The sequence below is a fragment of the Streptomyces flavalbus genome (assembly GCF_042674625.1).
In the GTDB taxonomy this organism is placed as follows: Bacteria; Actinomycetota; Actinomycetes; order Streptomycetales; family Streptomycetaceae; genus Streptomyces; species Streptomyces flavalbus.
The window spans coordinates 4,899,555-4,918,848 of sequence record NZ_JBHTEB010000001.1; the positions used below are offsets into that span (position 1 = coordinate 4,899,555).

At 72.3% G+C, this 19,294-nt stretch carries 19 protein-coding genes; 9 read left to right on the forward strand and 10 right to left on the reverse strand.

Annotated elements, in window-relative coordinates; all coding sequences use genetic code 11:
• Window positions 1-39: 39 nt before the first annotated feature.
• Window positions 40-2,469 carry an MMPL family transporter gene (locus tag ACFQZ6_RS22195; RefSeq protein ID WP_381611741.1) on the forward strand — a complete coding sequence of 810 codons (2,430 nt, stop codon included), beginning with the start codon at window positions 40-42 and terminating at the stop codon, window positions 2,467-2,469.
• Here ACFQZ6_RS22195 and ACFQZ6_RS22200 read toward each other — a convergent pair.
• From ACFQZ6_RS22200 to ACFQZ6_RS22240, 9 genes are all read right to left on the reverse strand, one after another.
• Window positions 2,466-3,224: a TetR family transcriptional regulator gene (locus tag ACFQZ6_RS22200; protein WP_381611743.1), complete on the reverse strand. Its 759-nt coding sequence runs from the start codon at window positions 3,222-3,224 to the stop codon at window positions 2,466-2,468. The two genes, ACFQZ6_RS22195 and ACFQZ6_RS22200, sit on opposite strands and share 4 nt — an antisense overlap.
• Window positions 3,225-3,261: 37 nt before the next feature.
• Complete coding sequence (locus ACFQZ6_RS22205) at window positions 3,262-3,774, reverse strand: thiol-disulfide oxidoreductase DCC family protein (protein ID WP_381611745.1); 513 nt, start codon at window positions 3,772-3,774, stop codon at window positions 3,262-3,264.
• Window positions 3,771-4,166: a hypothetical protein gene (locus ACFQZ6_RS22210; protein WP_381611746.1), complete on the reverse strand. Its 396-nt coding sequence runs from the start codon at window positions 4,164-4,166 to the stop codon at window positions 3,771-3,773. The genes ACFQZ6_RS22205 and ACFQZ6_RS22210 overlap by 4 nt, the downstream gene beginning before the upstream one ends.
• Before the next feature lie 102 nt (window positions 4,167-4,268).
• Complete coding sequence (locus tag ACFQZ6_RS22215) at window positions 4,269-4,694, reverse strand: VOC family protein (protein WP_381611747.1); 426 nt, start codon at window positions 4,692-4,694, stop codon at window positions 4,269-4,271.
• A 98-nt stretch (window positions 4,695-4,792) separates the two neighbouring features.
• Window positions 4,793-5,560, reverse strand: coding sequence for a succinate dehydrogenase iron-sulfur subunit (locus ACFQZ6_RS22220; RefSeq protein ID WP_381611748.1), 768 nt, complete (start codon window positions 5,558-5,560; stop codon window positions 4,793-4,795).
• Window positions 5,560-7,314, reverse strand: coding sequence for a succinate dehydrogenase flavoprotein subunit (gene sdhA, locus ACFQZ6_RS22225; RefSeq protein WP_381611750.1), 1,755 nt, complete (start codon window positions 7,312-7,314; stop codon window positions 5,560-5,562). The genes ACFQZ6_RS22220 and sdhA overlap by 1 nt, the downstream gene beginning before the upstream one ends.
• A 19-nt stretch (window positions 7,315-7,333) precedes the next feature.
• Window positions 7,334-7,816: a succinate dehydrogenase hydrophobic membrane anchor subunit gene (locus tag ACFQZ6_RS22230; protein ID WP_381611752.1), complete on the reverse strand. Its 483-nt coding sequence runs from the start codon at window positions 7,814-7,816 to the stop codon at window positions 7,334-7,336.
• Between the two features lie 5 nt (window positions 7,817-7,821).
• Entirely contained in the window at window positions 7,822-8,202 is a 381-nt protein-coding gene (gene sdhC, locus ACFQZ6_RS22235) for a succinate dehydrogenase, cytochrome b556 subunit (RefSeq protein WP_381611754.1), read from the reverse strand.
• Window positions 8,203-8,430: 228 nt separating this feature from the next.
• A complete protein-coding gene (locus ACFQZ6_RS22240) occupies window positions 8,431-8,931 on the reverse strand; it encodes a 2-oxo-4-hydroxy-4-carboxy-5-ureidoimidazoline decarboxylase (protein WP_381611756.1) in 501 nt (166 codons plus the stop codon).
• A gap of 207 nt (window positions 8,932-9,138) precedes the next feature.
• On the opposite strand from ACFQZ6_RS22240, the gene ACFQZ6_RS22245 reads away from it, so the two are divergent.
• The 3 genes from ACFQZ6_RS22245 (at window position 9,139) to ACFQZ6_RS22255 (ending at window position 12,067) form a co-directional block, all read left to right on the forward strand.
• A complete protein-coding gene (locus ACFQZ6_RS22245; RefSeq protein WP_381618533.1) occupies window positions 9,139-10,728 on the forward strand; it encodes a beta-N-acetylhexosaminidase in 1,590 nt (529 codons plus the stop codon).
• A 152-nt stretch (window positions 10,729-10,880) separates the two neighbouring features.
• On the forward strand, window positions 10,881-11,441 hold the full coding sequence (locus ACFQZ6_RS22250; RefSeq protein WP_381611758.1) for a hypothetical protein: 561 nt from the start codon (window positions 10,881-10,883) through the stop codon (window positions 11,439-11,441).
• 275 nt (window positions 11,442-11,716) lie between these two features.
• Window positions 11,717-12,067 carry a hypothetical protein gene (locus ACFQZ6_RS22255; protein ID WP_381618536.1) on the forward strand — a complete coding sequence of 117 codons (351 nt, stop codon included), beginning with the start codon at window positions 11,717-11,719 and terminating at the stop codon, window positions 12,065-12,067.
• 72 nt (window positions 12,068-12,139) lie between these two features.
• Here the strand turns inward: ACFQZ6_RS22255 and ACFQZ6_RS22260 are convergent, their stop codons facing one another.
• A complete protein-coding gene (locus tag ACFQZ6_RS22260) occupies window positions 12,140-14,812 on the reverse strand; it encodes an FG-GAP-like repeat-containing protein (protein WP_381611759.1) in 2,673 nt (890 codons plus the stop codon).
• A gap of 354 nt (window positions 14,813-15,166) precedes the next feature.
• Between ACFQZ6_RS22260 and ACFQZ6_RS22265 the strand changes: the two genes are divergently transcribed.
• The 5 genes from ACFQZ6_RS22265 to ACFQZ6_RS22285 all read left to right on the forward strand — a co-directional run bounded on the left by ACFQZ6_RS22265 (window position 15,167) and on the right by ACFQZ6_RS22285 (window position 19,276).
• Window positions 15,167-15,598 (forward strand): hypothetical protein, encoded by a 432-nt coding sequence (locus ACFQZ6_RS22265; RefSeq protein WP_381611761.1) that lies wholly within the window; start codon window positions 15,167-15,169, stop codon window positions 15,596-15,598.
• Window positions 15,599-15,717: 119 nt separating this feature from the next.
• On the forward strand, window positions 15,718-16,350 hold the full coding sequence (locus ACFQZ6_RS22270; RefSeq protein ID WP_381611763.1) for an RNA polymerase sigma factor: 633 nt from the start codon (window positions 15,718-15,720) through the stop codon (window positions 16,348-16,350).
• Between the two features lie 67 nt (window positions 16,351-16,417).
• Window positions 16,418-17,302, forward strand: coding sequence for a hypothetical protein (locus ACFQZ6_RS22275; RefSeq protein ID WP_381611765.1), 885 nt, complete (start codon window positions 16,418-16,420; stop codon window positions 17,300-17,302).
• A gap of 286 nt (window positions 17,303-17,588) precedes the next feature.
• The gene (locus tag ACFQZ6_RS22280) at window positions 17,589-18,263 is read left to right on the forward strand and encodes an RNA polymerase sigma factor (RefSeq protein ID WP_381611767.1); all 675 of its coding nucleotides are present in this window, start codon (window positions 17,589-17,591) and stop codon (window positions 18,261-18,263) included.
• The gene (locus ACFQZ6_RS22285; RefSeq protein WP_381611769.1) at window positions 18,263-19,276 is read left to right on the forward strand and encodes a hypothetical protein; all 1,014 of its coding nucleotides are present in this window, start codon (window positions 18,263-18,265) and stop codon (window positions 19,274-19,276) included. Before ACFQZ6_RS22280 ends, ACFQZ6_RS22285 begins: the two co-directional genes overlap by 1 nt.
• The last annotated feature ends 18 nt before the right edge of the window (window positions 19,277-19,294 follow it).

A 19,294-nucleotide genomic window follows, 5' to 3' on the forward strand; every position in this document is an offset into this window, starting at 1 on the left:
TGGCCAGGACCTGGGGGGACCAACCGGATCGAAGGAGCGATGAACGTGGCGGCATTGGCACGGTGGTGTTTCAGGCACCGGCTGGTGGTCCTGGTGTTGTGGGTGGGGGCGCTGTTCGGGCTCGGCTTCTCGGCCACGTCGGCGGGAACGAACTACGCGAACGTCTTCTCCCTGCCCAACACCGACTCCACCACGGCCTACGACCTGCTGGAGAAGGCGTTCCCGGAGCGCGCGGGCGACACCGACACGGTGGTGTGGAAGACCGACGAGGGCACGGTGCGCGACGACGCCGTACGGTCCCGGATCGAGCCCGCGCTCGCGGAGATCGGCCGGATGGACGGCGTAGGCGAGGTCGCGAGCCCCTACCAGGGCGAGCGGGGAGCGGCGCAGATCAGCCAGGACGGGTCGATCGCGTACGCCCAGATCACCTTCGGGGAACAGGCCAACGGCATCCCCAAGGAGCTGATCGAGGACGTCGTCGACACCGCGCAGGCCGCCGGGGGCGACGGGCTCCAGGTGGAGCTGGGCGGTCAGGCGATCGCCCGCACCCAGGAGCCGCCCGCCGGTACCGCCGAGATGGTCGGCATCATCGCCGCGGCGATCGTGCTGTTCCTGGCGTTCGGTTCGCTGTTCGCGATGCTGCTGCCGCTGGTCGTGGCGATCGCGGGCGTCGGCACCGGGATGCTCGCCACGATGCTGCTCAGCCACGCCACCGACGTGCCCGAGGTGGCGCCGCTGCTCGGCTCGCTGATCGGCCTCGGCGTCGGCATCGACTACGCCCTGTTCATCGTCACCCGGCACCGGCGCGGCATCCTGCGCGGCGCCGAACCCGAGGACGCCGCCGTCACCGCCCTCAACACCTCGGGCCGCGCGGTGCTGTTCGCGGGCGGCACCGTCTGTATCGCCCTCGCGGGCATGTTGGTGACGAACCTGCGCTTCCTGGACGGCGTGGTCATCGCGACCTCCCTGACGGTGGTGCTGAGCGTCCTCGCCGCGGTCACCCTGCTGCCCGCCCTGCTGGGTCTGCTCGGCATGAAGGTGCTCAGCCGCCGCCAGCGCCGCAGGCTGGCCGCGACGGGACCGGAGACGGGGGAGGCGAGCGGGCTCGCGGCCCGCTGGTCGGCGGTCGTGCAGAAGCGCCCGCGCTCGATCGCCACGCTGGCCGTCGTCGTCATGGCGGTGCTGGCGCTGCCCGTGCTGTCGATCCGCCTCGGCGCCACCGACCAGGGCAACCACCAGGACTCCACGACCACCCGGCAGGCGTACGACCTGCTCGCCGAGGGCTTCGGACCCGGCGTCAACGGGCCCCTCCAGGTCGTCGTCGAGGGCCCGGTGCCCGCCTCGCTGATCTCCGGCATCGAGGACACCGAGGGCGTCGCCCAGGTCGCCGCCGCACCGCCCGCGAACGGCGTCTCGGTGATCAACGTGGTGCCGACGACGTCCCCGCAGTCCGAGGAGACGGACGACCTGATCGACCGGCTGCGCGACGACGTGATCCCGGCGGCCGGGGTCGAGGCGCACGTCGGCGGGGTGACCGCCGTCTTCAAGGACTTCGCGTCGGTGACCGGCGACCGGCTGCCGTACTTCATCGCGACGATCATCGCGCTGGGCTTCCTGCTGCTGCTCGTGGCGTTCCGCTCGCTGGTCGTCCCGCTGACGGCGGCGCTAATGAACCTGATCGCGGCGGCCTCGTCGTTCGGTGTGCTGGTGGCGATCTTCCAGTGGGGCTGGGGCACCGAACTCCTCGGCATCGGCAAGGAGGGCCCGATCACGGCGTTCCTGCCGGTCATCATGCTGTCCCTGCTGTTCGGCCTCTCCATGGACTACCAGGTGTTCCTGGTCAGCCGGATGCACGAGGAGTGGGTGCACACCAAGGACAACGCCCGCGCCGTGCGGGTGGGCCTCGCCGAGACCAGCCGGGTCATCAACTGCGCCGCGCTCATCATGATCTGCGTGTTCTCCGCGTTCGTCCTCAGCGGCGACATGGAGGGCGCGATGGCGGGCATCGGCCTCGCGGCGGCGGTCGCGCTGGACGCGTTCATCCTGCGTACGGCGCTGGTCCCGGCCGCGATGCACCTGCTGGGCGACTCCAACTGGTGGCTGCCCGCCGGGCTGGAGAAGCGGCTGCCGCACCTCGCGGTGGAGCCCCGCGAGGACGCCCCCGAGAAGACGGCGCCCGAGGGCGGCGCCTCAGCGATCCACGGCTACGTCCGCACCGCCGACGGCGCCCCCGTCGCGGACGCGGCGGTCACCCTGCTCTCCAGGGCCGGACGCCAACTGGACCGGGTGACCTCACTGGCCGACGGCTCCTACATCGTCTCGGTCCCGGCCCCCGGCTCCTACGTCCTGTCCGCCACCGCCCCCGACCACGGCTCCCGCGCCCGGCACGTCGTCGTGGACGGCGAGCCGGTCGTCTTCGACGTGGAGCTGACGGAGGTCGCGGAGGGCGAGGTGGACGCGGTCAACTAGCCGTCCGACGGCACGCGGGGGGACTCACCGGGTCCCCCCTTCGTCGTCTTCGTCATCCCCGGCAGGAAGTCCCTGAACAGCTCGTGCACCTCGCGCACCAGGGGCCGCAGCACCCGGAACCGGGACAGCGCCACCCCGCGCGCGGTGAGCCGGGCGCCGCGTTCCGCGAGGCGGTAGCTGCGGGCCCGCCCCGGCGTGCGGTCGAAGATCCAGTACAGGACGAGACCCATCTGCGAGAGCCACATCAGCTCCGGCAGGACGTCCCGCAGCTCCTCCGGCACCTTCGTCCTCGTCGCGCCCCGCAGCACCTCCCGGTGGACGGAGACGGCCGCCACGCGCGCGTGCTCCGACTCCGCGGAGAAGGGGCTGAGCGGGCTGTCGGGATCGGCGGCGTTCTTGAAGAACTGCACGGCGAAAGGGTGGTAGGGCTCGGCCACGTCCAGCCACACCTTCAACACCCCCGCGAGCCGCGCCTCCAGGTCGGTCTCGCGGGCCAGGACCTCACGGACCGCCGCCTGGTGCTCGGCGGCGATCCGGTCGTAGAAGCCCTGGATCAGGTGCTCCTTGCCCTCGAAGTAGTAGTAGGCGTTGCCGACGGAGACGCCCGCCTCCTTGGCGATGGCCCGCATCGTGGTCTTGTCGTAGCCGCGCTCCTCGAACAGCCGCATCGCCGTCTCCAGGATCAGCGCGCGGGTCTGCTCGGACTTGCTGGGCGCGGCGCCCTCGGCGGGGCCTGCTGGGTTCTTCGGGGGCACGGGGCGAGCCTAACCAGTACTCGGGACGCGGTACGTCTCAGGCCGTCGCGCACGTCCCGTCGTCGCACCGCGGCGGGTCGTACGTCCAGCCCTGCTTCCCGTCGTGGACCCAGCCCCGCCTCCCGTCGTACACCCAGCCGTCCGCCCGCTGGTACGCCCGCCCGCCCCACCGCGCCGTGCGCCACTTCGCGGCGGCCAGCACCGCGCCCTTGGCGAACACCGCGCCGGTGGGCGTGGACAGCCGGTGGGCGAGCGGCCGGTGCTCGCGCAGCGCCCACAGGACGACGATCCAGGCGGCGGACGAGCGGTAGACCTGCCCGGAGTCCCCGACGACGGTGATCTCCTCCAGGGTGGTGCGGTGCTCCAGGCCGGGGAAGCGCCGCCTGGCCTCCTCCGAGCCCGCGGGGACCAGCTCCAGCGGCACCAACTGCCGCTGCCGCCGCAGCCAGTCGCGGACGTGGGCGCAGAGCGGGCACTGGGCGTCGTACAGGACGGTGAGGCGGCGGACCGGGACACGCGCGGCGTCCCGGTCCGGTGCGGTGGCCGTCACGCCCGCGCCCAGTCCTGCGGCGCGACCGGCGGCACCTGCTCGCGCTCCATCACCCCGCGCCGCCGGATCTTGTTGAGGACGAAGACGTTGCCGAGGTGCATCATGCCGAGCACCAGCAGCACCACGCCGAGCTTGGTCGACAGCGCCTCGAAGATGCCGCGCGTGTCGCTGATCGTGTCGTCGCCGCTCAGGTACAGGGCCACGAAGCCGAGGTTGACGAGGTAGAAGCCGACGACCAGCAGGTGGTTGACGGCGTCGGCGAGCTGTTCGTTGCCGTGCAGCACGTCGGAGAGGAAGATCCGCCCGTTGTGGCTGAGCGTACGGGCCACCCAGACCGTCAGGGAGATGCTGACGACCAGGTAGATGACGTAGGCGATGACCGTGCGGTCCATGCCGCCACCCTTCGTTGAACGCGTTCAAAACGCTGACAGGGACGACTCTAGGGCGAGTTTTGAACGTGTTCAACTCAATGGGTGGGGGTGAGTGCTACGTCACTACGACACCGCCCCGGCCCCCCGCCGCCCCAGTGCCGGGCGCTTGGAGTAGTCCGTGAAGCCGATGACGTTCCCCCAGGGGTCCGCGACCTCGACCGTCCAGCCGGTGACCGCGGGGAACGGCTCGTCCAGCGGCGCGACACCCGCGCTCGCCAGCTCCCGGGCCGTCGCCCGCGCGTCCGGCACCTCCAGCCACACCCGCGGCGCGGGCCACGGCGGCGGGCGGTGGCCGACGCCCTCCTCGTGCCGCAGCAGGATGCCGGGCGTCTCACCGCCCACCTTCAGCAGCGCGATCCCCGCCTCGTCGAACCGGAACCCCACCGTGAACCCGGCACGCTCGTAGAACTCCACGGCCTGGCCGAGGTCCCCGACCGGCAGCAGCACGTTGTCGAACCCGAGCAGTTCGTACGACTCTTCATCTGACATGGCATCAGGTTAGGACGACCCCGGCGCCCCTCCCGCCGGGCACGCCGAAGGGCCCGCCTCCCGGGGGAAGCGGGCCCTTCACGGACGTACCGGGCGGATCAGTAGCGGCGCGTGATCAGCGCCCGCTTCACCTCGGCGATCGCCTTGGTGACCTCGATGCCGCGCGGACAGGCGTCCGTGCAGTTGAACGTCGTACGGCAGCGCCACACACCGTCGCGGTCGTTGAGGATCTCCAGGCGCTGCTCGCCCGCCTCGTCACGCGAGTCGAAGATGAAGCGGTGCGCGTTGACGATCGCGGCCGGGCCGAAGTACTGCCCGTCGTTCCAGAACACCGGGCACGAGGACGTGCACGCGGCGCACAGGATGCACTTGGTCGTGTCGTCGAAGCGCTCGCGGTCCTCGGCGGTCTGGAGGCGCTCCCGCGTGGGCTCGTTGGTGTCCTTCGTGATCAGGAAGGGCATCACGTCCCGGTACGCCTGGAAGAACGGCTCCATGTCGACGACCAGGTCCTTCAGGACCGTCAGGCCCTTGATGGGCTCGACCGTGATCGGCTTCTCCGGGTTGATGTCCTTGATCAGCGTCTTGCAGGCCAGCCGGTTCTTGCCGTTGATCCGCATGGCGTCCGAACCGCAGATGCCGTGGGCGCAGGAACGGCGGAAGGTCAGCGTGCCGTCCAGCTCCCACTTGATCTTGTGGAGGCCGTCGAGGACGCGTTCCTTGGGGTCGATCTCGAGCTGGAAGTCCTCCCAGGTGGCCTCCGCGGAGACCTCCGGGTTGAAGCGCCGCACCCGGAAGGTGACCGTGATGTACGGGGAGGCCGTCGCCTGGGCGTCCGCCTCGGACTTGTCCAGAACAGGGGTTGCCATCAGTACTTACGCTCCATCGGCTGGTAGCGGGTCTGGACGACCGGCTTGTAGTCGAGACGGACGGTTTCGGACCCGTCGGCGCCGACCTCGCGGTACGCCATGGTGTGGCGCATGAAGTTGACGTCGTCGCGGTTGGGGTAGTCCTCGCGGTAGTGACCGCCGCGGGACTCCTTGCGGGCCAGGGCGGAGACCGCCATGACCTCGGCCAGGTCGAGCAGGTTGCCCAGCTCGATGGCCTCCAGGAGGTCCGTGTTGAACCGCTTGCCCTTGTCCTGGATCGCCACGTTCTTGTAGCGCTCCCGCAGCTCGGCGATCTTCTCGACCGCCGTCTTGATCGTCTGCTCGGTGCGGAACACCATGACGTTGGCGTCCATGGTCTCCTGCAGCTCCTTGCGGAGCGTCGCCACCCGCTCGGTGCCCGTGGAGTTGCGCAGGTTCTCCACCTGCGCCTGCACGAACTCCGCCGGGTTCTCCGGCAGCTCGACGAAGTCCGCCTTCTGGGAGTACTCGGCGGCGGCGATGCCCGCGCGCCGCCCGAAGACGTTGATGTCCAGGAGCGAGTTGGTGCCCAGCCGGTTGGCGCCGTGCACCGACACGCACGCGACCTCACCGGCGGCGTACAGGCCCGGCACGACGGTGGTGTTGTCGGCGAGCACCTCGCCCTCGACGTTGGTCGGGATGCCGCCCATCGCGTAGTGCGCGGTCGGCTGGATCGGGATCGGGTCGGTGTACGGCTCGATGCCCAGGTAGGTGCGGGCGAACTCGGTGATGTCCGGCAGCTTGGCGTCGAGCTGCTCCGGCGGTAGGTGGGTGAGGTCCAGGTAGACGTGGTCGCCCTCGGGACCGCAGCCGCGGCCCTCGCGGATCTCCGTGTAGATGGAGCGGGAGACGACGTCACGGGAGGCGAGGTCCTTCATGACCGGCGCGTACTTCTCCATGAAGCGCTCGCCGTCCTTGTTGCGCAGGATGCCGCCCTCACCGCGGGCGCCCTCCGTCAGCAGGATGCCCATGCGCCAGATGCCGGTCGGGTGGAACTGGAAGAACTCCATGTCCTCCAGCGGCAGCCCGCGCCGGTACACCGCCGCCTGGCCGTCACCGGTCAGGGTGTGCGCGTTCGACGTCACCTTGAAGAACTTGCCGCAGCCGCCGGACGCGTAGATCACGGCCTTCGCCTGGAAGACGTGGATCTCACCGGTGGCCAGCTCGTACGCCACCACACCGGCCGACTTCTTGATGCCGTCGACCTCGGTGATGAGCTGGTCCAGGACGTAGAACTCGTTGAAGAACTCCACGCCCTCCTTGACGCAGTTCTGGTACAGCGTCTGGAGGATCATGTGGCCGGTGCGGTCCGCGGCGTAGCAGGACCGGCGCACCGGGGCCTCGCCGTGGTTGCGGCTGTGGCCGCCGAAGCGGCGCTGGTCGATGGTGCCGTTCGGGGTGCGGTTGAACGGCAGGCCCATCTTCTCCAGGTCGAGGACGGAGTCGATGGCCTCCTTCGCCAGGATCTCGGCGGCGTCCTGGTCGACCAGGTAGTCACCGCCCTTGACGGTGTCGAAGGTGTGCCACTCCCAGTTGTCCTCCTCCACGTTGGCCAGCGCGGCGGCCATGCCGCCCTGCGCGGCGCCCGTGTGGGAGCGGGTGGGGTAGAGCTTGGTGAGCACCGCGGTGCGGCTGCGCTTGGTCGACTCGATGGCCGCGCGCATACCGGCGCCACCGGCGCCGACGATGACGGTGTCGTACTTGTGGATCTTCATGATTCTCGCAGCCCCGTGCCTAGCGGATGTTCGGGTCGAAGGTGAAGATCACCAGCGTGCCCAGCAGGATGGTGAAGACCGCGGCGGTGTAGAGCAGGCCCTTCAGCCACAGCCGGGTGTTCGCGCGCTCGGCGTAGTCGTTGATGACCGTGCGCAGGCCGTTGGTGCCGTGCAGCATCGCGAGCCACAGCATCAGCAGGTCCCAGACCTGCCAGAACGGGCTCGCCCAGCGGCCCGCCACGAAGGCGAAGCCGATCTTCGACACGCCGCCGTCCAGCACGAGCTGGATGATGAGGTGGCCGACGACCAGGACGGCCAGCACGACGCCGGACAGCCGCATGAACAGCCAGGCGGCCATCTCGAAGTTGCCGCGGCTTGACTTCGGGGTCTTCTTGGTGCGCTTGCGCGGCGCCTCGATCAGCGGCGCCGGGTTGTCGACGCCGTAGACGGGCGCGCCCTCGACGGGGCCGACGGCGGTGGCGGTGCTCTCGATGGTGGACATGCGCGTCAGCTCCCGAACAGTTCACGAGCGGCGTGGCCGAGGACGGGGTAGATCGCCCCGAGCACCAGCACGACCCACAGGCCGACTACGGACCACAGCATCTGCTTCTGGTAGCGGGCGCCCTTCGACCAGAAGTCGACGGCGATGACGCGCAGGCCGTTGAGCGCGTGGAAGAGGATGGCGGCGACGAGGCCGTACTCCAGCAAGGCCACGATCGGCGTCTTGTACGTGGCCACGACCTCGTCGTAGGCCTCGGGGGAGACACGGACGAGAGACGTGTCCAGGACGTGTACGAACAGGAAGAAGAAGATGAGGACGCCGGTGACTCGGTGAGCCACCCAGGACCACATTCCTTCCCGTCCGCGGTACAGCGTTCCAGCCGGCACGGAAGAACCCTCCGGGAGCGGGGACTGGGGCCGCGCCGGCTATGTGTCGGTCGGGCCCGGCCGGGTACGGTCCACCGGCCCCCAGCATGGTAGCGACGGATACGCGTGGGGCTTACAGGGGGCCTCGCGGTGTGATCAAACTGGCACGCGGATGGGGGATTCGCCTTATCTGTCCGGTGCGGGTTGTCTGTGGCTGTTCGCGCCCGCGCGGCGGTAGCCGCATGTCGATCACAGTCCCGCGCCCCTGAGGGTGCGGCTCAGCCGTACCTTCGCCAACTGCCGGAGTTCCTCCGCCGTCACCGCGCGTTCCTCCTCCGGGTCGTGTGCCAGGCGTGACCGGATGGCTTCCAGGACTCTGTTCACCATCTGCGTGGCGGGGGTCCCGTCCAGGCTGATGACGAAGACGTGGCCGAACTTCGCCTCGTATGCCGCATAAGCGGCGTTCAGGGCCGTGTGCGCCGCCTCGTACGTGTCCTCCGGGAGCCTCGGGAGGGTCTCCCCGGCCAGCGCGTCGGCCAGTTCGGCCGGGGTCAGGTCGTAGGCGGCCTCGTCGGAGGCGGCCAGGAGGGAGTCGAGGTCGGGGTAGGGGCGGTGGGCCGTGATGCGGTGGGCCCAGCGGTCGCTGCGCAGGCAGTCGAGGAGGGCGGGCCGCAGGTCGGCGGCGGGAGCGCCGTTGAAGTGGTCCAGCTCGGGTATGGCGACGTGGCCGGGGAGATGTGTGGGCGTCACGGGGTTTCGGCAGGGGACGGTGTGGGAGATGTGCGCTCACGTTATCGAGAGTGGTCATGACGTGTCCGAGGGATGCCCGAAATTCACCCGGAAGGAAGAGTTTCGGAACGTGTGGTGGACGCTTGCCGTCAACGTGGGCCTTACGTTGGCGGGGTGAGTCAGCACAGGCACCGGGCGACACGGCACGGAACACGCAGGCAGGGACTGATGGCGGCGGGCGTCGGCCTCGCCGTGGTCGCGGGCGGGGTCGGCCTCGGGTTGTGGGCCGCCTCCGGGGACGGTGACGGCGGGTCGGCGGTGGGCCCCACCGGGGACGTCTCCGCCAGCGCCGCGCGCTCCCCCTCCCCGTCGCCGAGCCCCAGTCGCTCGTACCCGCTCTCGACGGCGCCGCGCACCATACCCGCGGTGCGCGAGCACACCCCGGCGCGCGGTCCGGGGTGGCGGCCCGCCAAGGGGCAGCGGGTGGTCGTCGCGGACGGCGCGCTCGCCGACGAGGGGCGGCTGATCGCCGGTGAGCTGGGGCTGACGTACGCGGGGGAGAAGGACGACACCCGGGCCGGGGACCTGCGGCTGGCGCTCGGCGGGGACCAGAAGGCCGGTGCGGAGTCGTACACCATGACCGTGCGCGGCGGCCGGGTGGAGATCAGCGGGCCGAGCGACGCGGGGGTGTTCTACGGCACCCGGACGCTGAAGCAGGAGGTCCACGACGGCGGCACGGCGCCGGAGGGGGTGGTGCGGGACGCGCCCGCCAAGGCGCAGCGCGGGCTGATGCTGGACATCGCGCGCAAGCATTTCACCGCGTCCTGGATCGAGGACCGGGTGCGGGAGCTGGGGGACCTGAAGTTCAACCAGCTCGGGCTGCACTTCTCCGACGACCAGGGCTTCCGCATCGAGTCCGACCGCCACCCGGAGGTCGTCTCCGAGCAGCGGCTGACCAAGGCGGAGGTGCGGCGGATCGTGGACCTCGCCGCCGAGCGGCACATCACCGTCGTCCCCGAGATCGACTCGCCCGGCCACCTGGGCGCCGTCATCGACGCGCATCCGCGGCTCCAGTTGCGGGACGCGGCGGGCAACGCGGCGCGCGGGGCCGTGGACATCTCGCGGGCGGACGCCGCCACCCTCGTGGACGAGCTGCTCGACGAGTACGCGGACCTGTTCCCCGGCGGGCAGTGGCACCTCGGCGGCGACGAGTACCGGGCGCTCACGGCGGCCGACCCGGAGGCGTCCTACCCCCAGCTCGCGGCGGCGGCGCGCAAGCGGTTCGGCGCCGGGGCCACGGTCGCGGACCTGGCGACGGGGTGGTTGGCGGACCGCGCCGACACCGTCCGCGCGCACGGCCGCACCCCGCGCGCCTGGAACGACGGCTTCTACCCCGGCGTGCGGGCGCGCACCGGCGACGACGTGCGGGTGGCGTACTGGACCGGCAAGGAGATCGGCGCCCGGCAGCCGGTGGAGTACCTGAGCGCGGGCCGCAAGCTGATCAACTACAACGACGAGTTCCTCTACTACGTCCTCGGGGAGCCGCAGACCTTCGTCTACCCGACCGGACAGCGGATCTACGAGCAGTGGACGCCCCGCGTGCTGCGCGGCACCGAGGCCGTCGACGAGCGCTACGACGGGCAGATCCTCGGCGGCTCCCTGGCGGTGTGGTGCGACCTGGCCGGTGCGCAGACCCAGGACCAGGTGGCCGCCGGTATCCGGCTGCCGCTGCGGGCGACGGTGCAGAAGCTGTGGGACGCCGGGGCGCCCGAGCTGTCGTGGACGGAGTTCCGGCGGCTCGCGGACCGGCTGGGGTGAATCCCGCGCATGGGCTACCGCTGGCCGAAAACATGCTGTTCCCTTTCCCTGACCGGCGCGTCGCGGGCCGCTGTGACATTCCCGGGCCGTAGCGCGCAGTAAGGGAAAGTGCGGGCTCCGTAAGGGATGGCGCCCTGGTGAGGGAGGCTTGGATGAGCCTGGTGGAACTGATCACGCAGGCCGACGAGCGCGGACTGGCTGCCAGCGCCCTGGCTTGTTTGGATCGGTGCGTGCCGCTGCTCGGCGGCGACGACGAGGTGCTGCGGCCCCTGTGGGCCAGCCTCACGGAGGGCGGCGACGCGGACGCGTGGGGCGCGCTGCTGGCGGAGGCGCGCGGCAGGCTCGACGCCGAGCCCGCCGACGAGGGTGAGGCCGGTCTGCTCGCGCGGCGGATGCTGGCCGCCGCCCCCGACGCGCGGACCGCCGACGCGCTGCGCGCGTGGGCCGACGCCTGCTCGGTCGCCTCCCTGCGCGTCCACCGCCTGCTCGACCCCGCCGCCGACGGTACGGACCCGGGCGACGACCTCCGCGCGGAGGGCCGTACGGAGGCCCTGTCGCCGCTGGTCGCCGCCGAGCTGCGGCGGCAGGTCACCGTCCTGGAGCTGCTCGCCGGGCACGGCGCGGGCGGGCTGCGCCCGGCGCTTGAGGTGACCGTCGAGGGGCGCCGGGTGCTGCGCGCGGTGGTGTCGCGGCGGGCCCGGGTCGGCGGCTGAGCCGTGTGACCGTCCCGCGGGCGCGGTGGGCCGGTCGTGCGCCGGTCCTGGGGAGACGCCCGGAACCGGGTGATGAAATGGCCCCCGACCTCGCTCTTCCGTATGTGACGACTGTGACGACGACTGTGACGACCGCGGCGGAGAGTGGGACAGCCCCCGGGACAGCCCCCGGGACCGCCCCCGGGACGGCCACCGGGACGGCCCCTGGCACGGCGACCGGCACGACGACCGGTGCGGACCGGTCCGCGGGCAGGCCGCCCGCCGCCGCGAAGCCGGTGCGCTGGGCGGCGGACGCGGTGGCGACCATGCGCGAGGGCGCGCGGGTCCGCCTCGACTACACCGCGCAGAGCCTGTGGCGGGTCGACCGGATGATCGACGACCTGCGCCAGGAGGGCACACCGCTCCCGGCCGTGCGGAGCGTGCTGCGCGGCTTCGGGGCGTACGCCGGTGAGGTGATCGTCCGGCAGACGGGCGCCGAGTGGTGGACGTCCGGCGGCGAGCACTGGGTGCGCACCCCCGACGGGCGGCTGTGGGACCCGATCGCGGAGGCCCGCCGCTGTTTCGACGGCGACGGCGGCTCGCTGCGGCTGCTGTGCCGGGACGCCACGGCGGGCGGACGCGGCTGAGGACCGCCCGGACAGGGAACCGGCCGGGGCCCTGAAGGGGGCTCCGGCCGGTTCCGCGTTTCTCCGTGCGGGCTACGGCGCCAGCACGCCACCCAGGTTGCCCCCGGTGGGCGTACCGAGGCCGCTGCGGGTGTAGTACACGTACCCGCTGGTGCTGATGCCGGAGCTGCCGCTGTCCAACTGGAGGATCACACCGTCGTAGGCGTCCTCGCCCCGGGCGCCGATGGCCAGGTCCGCGCGGCCCCAGCCGGACAGGTCCTGGAGGACCACCGCGGTGCCGAGCTTGTCGTTGGTCTCGCTGACCCCGCCGATGCCGCTGGTGTCCTGGTGGAACGCCTTGGCGCCGGTGCCGGTCAGACCGGACGAGGAACCCGGGAGCAGCAGGGTCATGCCCGCGTTGGAGTACGTGACGCCGCTGCGGACGAGGTCCTTGTTGGGCAGGCCGACCAGCAGGTCCGCGTACCCGTCGTCGTTGTAGTCGCCCGCGGAGACGGCGTAGCCCACGCCGTCACCGGACACGGCGGTTCCCGGGACACCGCTGGTGTCCTGGTGGAGGGTCCGCATCCCGGTGGTGGTGAAGCCGGTCGAGGTGCCGAACAGCATGGTGACCTGGCCGCCCTTGTAGGCGCCGGACTCGCTGGCGTTCGGCTGGCCGATGGCGATGTCGTCGTAGCCGTTGCCGTTGAAGTCGCCCGCCGTGATGGACCGGCCGCCCTTGACGGAGATGACGCCGACCTTGGTGAGGCCGTTCGCCGAGCCCGCGAACCGGACGACGCGGCCGATGCCGCCGTTGTCCAGGTAGTTGAGGGCGACGTCCGCGTAGCCGTCCCGGTTGAAGTCGCCGGTCGTGGCGTCCAGGGCGGAGATCGAACCGGAGGCGGAGGTCAGCTTGCCGGTGGCCATGGTCGCCGAGCCCGCGAGCCGGACCTGGTAGGCGCCGCCGTGGCCGGTGCCCGCGGTGAAGACGTCGGCCTTGCCGTCCGCGTTGAAGTCACCGGAGGTGACGGTGGTGCCGAGCTTGGCGCCCGCCGCGGTGATGCCGGAGCCGCTGGTGAACGAGAAGCCGCGGTTGAGGCCGGGGCCGTAGAGCACGGTCACCGCGCCGCGGTCGGCGTTGCCGCTGGTGTCGTCCTCGCCGGGGGCGCCGATCATCAGGTCGGCGTAGCCGTCGCCGTTGTAGTCCCCCCAGGCGCTGTCCGTGCCGAAGTTGTCGCCGGTCTCGGTGCCGCCGGGCACCCCGGAGCTGTTCTGGCTGATCGTCCGCTTCAGCTCGGCGACGGGGCCGTCCGTGCCGCCCGGGACCAGCACGACGCTGTTGCCCTTCGGGACACCGGCGACGAGGTCGTTGACGCCGTCGCGGTTGTAGTCGGCGGTCGGGATGGCCGACTTGGCACCGGCGCTCGCGGCGAACCGGCGGATCTCACCGAGCTTGGCGTACATCGTGGTGCCGGGGCACTCGGTGGCGTAGCCGTCGCGGTGGCCGGAGATCTGGTTGAGGGTGGCCGCCTCGCCCTTCTTCCACACGCCGGTGTCGCCACCGGCGGTCAGGGTGACCTTGCCGGTCGGGTTGCCGCCGTACTGGCCCAGCTTCCACGCGGCTATGCGGGCCACCGACTCCAGCGTGGCCCGGGTCGGACGCGCCGCGGGGGTGCCCTTGGCGGGGTCGCCCTGGAAGTCGCCGAGGACGGCGATGCCGGTGGAGTAGGTGTTGAAGCCGTAGGTGTGGGCGCCCATCACGGGCAGGTCGGTGCCGCCCGCGCGGCCCTCGAAGATCTGGCCGCACTTGTCGACCAGGAAGTTGTAGCCGAGGTCGTTCCAGCCGTTGACCTGCACGTGGTAGGCCATGATGCCGCGCACCAGCGACGCCGACTGGGCGCAGCTGTAGCTGTTGGAGCCGACCGTGTGGTGCACGAAGACGGCCTGCACCTTGTCGATGTACGACGGCGGGTCCGCGACCATCGACTCGTCGGCGCCCCAACCGGCCCGGCTGGTGATGGGCGGCCGGGTGACGGTGGACGGCGGCGCGGTCGGGACGGTCGAGGTCGGCGACGGCGTGATGGTGGCCGAGCCCGTGGGCGACGGGGTCGTGGAGCCGGTCGGCGAGGCGGTGGCCGTCGCGGTCGCGGTCGCGGTGGCGGTCGCCGTCGGGTCGGCGGTCGTCGTGGCGGTCGCGGTGGCCGTGCCCGTGGCGGACTCCGTGGCGGACGGGCTCGCGGTCTCCGCGGCGAACGCGGCCGGTTCCAGCTCGGTGCCGATGGACTTGGTCTCGGCGGTGGTCACCACGCCCGGGTCGACGAGGTTGACCTCAAGTCCCTTGGGCAGCCCGGCACTCGCCGTGCCGTCGTCCCGGACGACCTGCACCTCGACACCGTCGGACGGGCCGACCCAGAGCGGCTCGGAGGCGCCGCGCATCCCCGGCTCGACGCCCTCCGGCGGGTCCACGCCCAGCTCCAGGTCCTGCCAGCCGGTCCACTCACCGGTCTCGCTGCTGCGGGTGCGCACCTGCGCGGTGCCGTCGACCTGCACCTGGGGCCCCGTCCAGGAGACACCGAGCAGGGAGAACTGCTCGGTGCTGGTGCGCGGCAGTTCGCGCTCCTTGGTGCCGGAGCCCTTCAGCGCCAGGTCGTAGACCTCGACGGGCCGCTTCTCGCGCCCGTACGCCGACGCGTCCGGACCGTCGGACGGGCTGGCCAGGGCGTAGGTCGCGACACCTCCGCCGCCCAGGACGACAGCTCCCAGCGTCAACCAGGCCCTGCGCTTCAAACTCAGTGGTCTGTACGCGTGCGACGTACGGCGACTCAAGACGAACCCACCCCAAAACAGGCCGTGTAAGGCCGAAGAAGACTCAGCCGAAGAAGATCAGTAAATGAAGTCACGCCAGGCACATTCGTCACACGAATGGCGCGGCATAGGTTACACACTCACCTATCCCATGAACACGACAGATTCCTGAGACGCGGAAAGGGTTGTACGGGCGGCTCGCACCGCCTCTGTGACATTCGCCATGGCCCCGTCCCGTGTCGTTTCACGAGGGGCGTCCGCTGGGACTGAGGGGGGCCGCTGTGTGTTCTCCGACACCGAGCGAAGGGGTGGGGTCTCATGAGCCGAGTCGACGTGCACGTGCCGTGCGCGCGCGAGATGCGTCCGTACGCCACGGAGTTCGTCGCACGTGTCACCGCCCGCAACCGGCTGCCGCTGGACTACTCCGTCCGCAGCCTGCGCGTCGTCGACTTCCTGCTCGACGGGCTGCGCAAGGGCGGCGCCGACCCGGAGCGGGCCCACGACACGCTGTGCGGCCTGGGCGCCTACGTCGGTGAGGTGCTGGTGCGCCGGGCGGGCGCCGTCTGGGTGGACCTGGACGGCGACCAGCGCGCCGTCCTCGGCCAGCCGGTCGGGGTGCGGATGCCCGACGGCCGGATCTGGAACCCGCTCGGCAAGGTCCGCAACCGCTTCGGGGCGGGCGGCCCCGGCGAGTCCCTGCACACCTTCTACCTGACCCTGCACGGCCGCACCCGAAGACCGGCGGCCTGAGCTGACGACCTGTGACACTTCTGCGCGCACCGACGCTGATGACCTTGGGGGGCGTCGACACGGCCGATGCGTGTCACACGGCGCGGACGAGCAACGGAGCCGTACGAACGAGGACAGTCTTGGGCCAGGGAGGGGAACCCCGGCGCGCACAGGCGTACGACGGGGAGCTGGGCGCGGCCGTCGCGCGGGCCCAGGACGGGGACGAGGCCGCGTTCGCGGTGGCGTACCGGATCGTGCAGCCGGGCCTGCTGGGTTATCTGCGCGGGCTGGTCGGCGACGACGCCGAGGACGTGGCGTCCGACGCCTGGCTGGAGATAGCCCGGGACCTCGGGCGGTTCAAGGGCGACGGGGCGGGGTTCCGCGGCTGGACCGCGACGATCGCCCGGCACCGGGCCCTTGACCACCTGCGCCGCCAGCGGGTACGGCCCCGGCCGAGCGCGCTGGAACAGGACGTACTGGAACTGCCCGGACCGCACACCACCCACGACCAGGCCCTGGAGGCGCTCTCCACCGAGCGCGCCCTCAGCCTCGTCCGTGAACTGCCGCGTGACCAGGCGGAGGCGGTGCTGCTCCGGGTGGTCGTCGGCCTGGACGGCCCCGCCGCGGCCCGGGTCCTCGGCAAGCGTCCGGGCGCCGTCCGCACCGCCGCCTACCGCGGCCTGAAACGCCTCGCCCGCCGCCTCGGAGCGGAGGACTCCGCGACCGGGGGTGTGACGGATGACGGCCCCCGGACGCTGGGGGAGTCGAAATGACAGTCACCGACAGTTGCCGGACCGGATGGGGATCGGGTCAGCGAGGCGGACAGGAACGGAAGCGGACATGGGTGAACGGCTGAGCGGCGGCGAAGTCCCCGGCCGTCGGCATGGGCACCCCGACGGCCCCGCGGCCGACCCCTGGTGGGCCGACCAGGACGGCGCCCTGGAGGCGCTGATCGCCCTCGCGCTGCGCGAGGCCCACATCGACGCCGACGCCGAGCAGCGCGCCGTCGTGGCGTTCCGCACCGCCCGGGACGCGGGGGCGCACCGCGCCCGCACCCGCCGCCGGGACGACTGGCGGCCCCGCCCGCACCGGCGCGCCGGACGCTCGCTGCGGGCCACGCTCGCCGTGGTGCTCGGCAGTCTCACGCTGGGCGGAGTCGCGGTGGCCGCGATCGGCTCGGCCGGGTCCACGGCCGACGACGCGGGGCAGGACCGGGGCGGCGCGCGGACGTCGGCCAGCGCCCCCACCGACCCCGCGGCCGGTTCCGGCCCCGGCGGCACCGGCGCCGCGTCCACCCGGCCGGGGCACCCGCCCGCCGCCCAGGACACCGAGGCGCGCTGCGCGGCGTACGAGCAGGTCGAGGAGCGCGGCAAGGCCCTGGACGCCACCGCCTGGGAGCGCCTGGTGGAGGAGGCGGGCGGCGCGGAGAAGGTCGACGCGTACTGCGCGCGGCAGACGGCGGGCGCCGAGCAGTCGGCGCGGGCCGAACCGACCCAGGGGGCCGCCCAGCCGACCCGCCCCACGACGCCGCCCAGACCGACGACGACCGGCAGGGCCACCACCCCGCCCGCGCCCACGGCCCCGACCGCCCCGGCGGAGAGCGCGGCGAACGAGAACGCGGACAACGCGGATGACGCTGAGAACGACAAGGCGGAAAACGCGGAGAACGCAGAAAACGCGGAGAACGCAGAGAGCGTCGAAAACTCGGGTGGGAAGAACCCGTAGCGAACCAGCGGGGAGGCGGATTGCGGCCGCCGCCATGGCAACGGCCGGGGCCGCCACCCCCCACAGGAGAGGCCCCGGCCGTCGCGCGGCACGGGCCGCGCGGCGGCCCGTACTACCTACAGCGCCGGGGGTGCGGTTTCTGTCACACCCACCGCGTCACGAGTTAGTTGCATCTTCTACGGACATGGACGGGGAGCGGTTTCACGCCGTAACGTGCGTTTCGCGCCGTTCCACGGACAGGTGGGCAAGAGGCAGGACCAGGCTTAGGCGCAAAAGAGGGGTGTCGGTGCTGGGGGACGACGCGGAGCTGACCGCCGCGGTGCTTGCGGCACAGGACGGGGACGAAAGCGCGTTCCGGACTGTGTACCGCGCGGTGCACCCACGGCTGCTCGGATACGTCCGCACGCTGGTCGGTGATCCCGACGCGGAGGACGTGACGTCCGAGGCGTGGCTCCAGATAGCCCGCGACCTGGAGCGGTTCACCGGCGACGCCGACCGCTTCCGCGGCTGGGCCGCCCGGATAGCCCGCAACCGCGCCCTGGACCACATCCGGATGCGGGGCCGCCGCCCCGCCATCGGCGGCGACGAGACGGAGCTGACCGGCCGCGCCGCCGAGTCCGACACCGCGGGCGAGGCCATCGAGGCGCTGGCCACCGACCGCACCCTCTCCCTCATCGCCCGGCTGCCGCAGGACCAGGCCGAGGCCGTCGTCCTCAGGGTCGTCGTCGGGCTCGACGCCAAGACCGCCGCCGACACCCTCGGCAAGCGTCCCGGCGCCGTCCGCACCGCCGCCCACCGCGGCCTGAAACGGCTCGCGGAACTCCTCGGCGAGCAGTTCGGCGACGATCCGGAATCCGCCGGGGTGCTCGAAGCCGTCCCCGCGCCGCGGCAACCACACGGCCGGGCGGTGACGTCCGCGACTGTGACGCATACGCGCGCGCGGACGCAGAAGGATGTGTGATGGCCGACGAGCAGTACAGGTGGCTGGACCGCGACACGGCGGAGCGTTTGCTGCGCGGCGAGCCGCTCGACGCTGCCGACGCCGACGCCCGTGACGGGGCCCGCAGGCTGTCCGAGGCCCTCCGCACCCTGGCCACGCCCACCCCGCTGACCAGCGAGGAACTCCCGGGCGAGGAGGCCGCGTTGGCCGCCTTCCGCAAGGTCCGCGCGGAGCGCGCCGAGCAGCGCGCCGCCCTCGGCGCGAGCGCCTCCGCACCCCGCTTGCCGGACGCCGGGCTGGTCCGCATCGAAGGCCGCCGCACCGCGTCGCGCCGCCCGCGCTGGGGCCGCCCCCTGCGGTTCGGGCTGGCCGCCACCCTCACCGTCGGCATGGTCGGCGGGGTCGCCGTGGCGGCCGGAACCGGAGTCCTGCCGACGCCGTTCGACGACGGCGCACCGGCCCCGGCCAGCTCCGTCTCCGCGGCCGTGACCCCCGAACGCCCGCTGGTCTCGCCGTCTCCGGACGGCACCCGCGGCGGCGGCACCGGCACGGCCGCCCCCGGCGCCGGAGCCAGCGCCTCCGCCTCCGCCTCCGGTGCTTCGCGCGAGCCCGCCGGGAAGGGCGACGCCGACGGCCGGACCGGCGACGACCGCGGGGCCAGGCCCGGCGGCGGCTGGCCGTCCGCCTCCGCCGCCGTCACCGCGGCCTGCCGCGACCTGCGCGACGGCAAGAGCCTGGACGCCGGGCGCCGACGCGCCCTGGAGGGAGCGGCGGGCGGCCCGTCCCGCGTCCCGAAGTTCTGCGACCACGCCCTGAAGGCCGAGTCCCCGGACCTCCCCGACACCCCCGCCACCGATGACAACGGTGGCGACAACGCTGGCGACAACCGCGGCGACGACAACGCCGACCAGGAGAAGTCCGACGCGGACCACGGCAAGGGCAAGGGGAACGGGAAGAACGACGGGACGGACGAGGGCGGGGAGAAGGACAAGGGCAAGGACGAGGACAAGGGGAAGGGCCACCACGGCGGTTGACCCGCTCTGCCCTCCTCC

Excerpts from the sequence above, each read along its gene's own strand:
- ACFQZ6_RS22195 (WP_381611741.1), top strand. The coding sequence starts at position 40 with ATGAACGTGGCGGCATTGGCACGGTGGTGTTTCAGGCACCGGCTGGTG.
- ACFQZ6_RS22210 (WP_381611746.1), bottom strand. The coding sequence starts at position 4,166 with ATGGACCGCACGGTCATCGCCTACGTCATCTACCTGGTCGTCAGCATC.
- ACFQZ6_RS22215 (WP_381611747.1), bottom strand. The coding sequence starts at position 4,694 with ATGTCAGATGAAGAGTCGTACGAACTGCTCGGGTTCGACAACGTGCTG.
- ACFQZ6_RS22220 (WP_381611748.1), bottom strand. The coding sequence starts at position 5,560 with ATGGCAACCCCTGTTCTGGACAAGTCCGAGGCGGACGCCCAGGCGACG.
- sdhA (WP_381611750.1), bottom strand. The coding sequence starts at position 7,314 with ATGAAGATCCACAAGTACGACACCGTCATCGTCGGCGCCGGTGGCGCC.
- ACFQZ6_RS22230 (WP_381611752.1), bottom strand. The coding sequence starts at position 7,816 with ATGTCCACCATCGAGAGCACCGCCACCGCCGTCGGCCCCGTCGAGGGC.
- ACFQZ6_RS22245 (WP_381618533.1), top strand. The coding sequence starts at position 9,139 with ATGGCGGCGGGCGTCGGCCTCGCCGTGGTCGCGGGCGGGGTCGGCCTC.
- ACFQZ6_RS22250 (WP_381611758.1), top strand. The coding sequence starts at position 10,881 with ATGAGCCTGGTGGAACTGATCACGCAGGCCGACGAGCGCGGACTGGCT.
- ACFQZ6_RS22265 (WP_381611761.1), top strand. The coding sequence starts at position 15,167 with ATGAGCCGAGTCGACGTGCACGTGCCGTGCGCGCGCGAGATGCGTCCG.
- ACFQZ6_RS22275 (WP_381611765.1), top strand. The coding sequence starts at position 16,418 with ATGGGTGAACGGCTGAGCGGCGGCGAAGTCCCCGGCCGTCGGCATGGG.
- ACFQZ6_RS22285 (WP_381611769.1), top strand. The coding sequence starts at position 18,263 with ATGGCCGACGAGCAGTACAGGTGGCTGGACCGCGACACGGCGGAGCGT.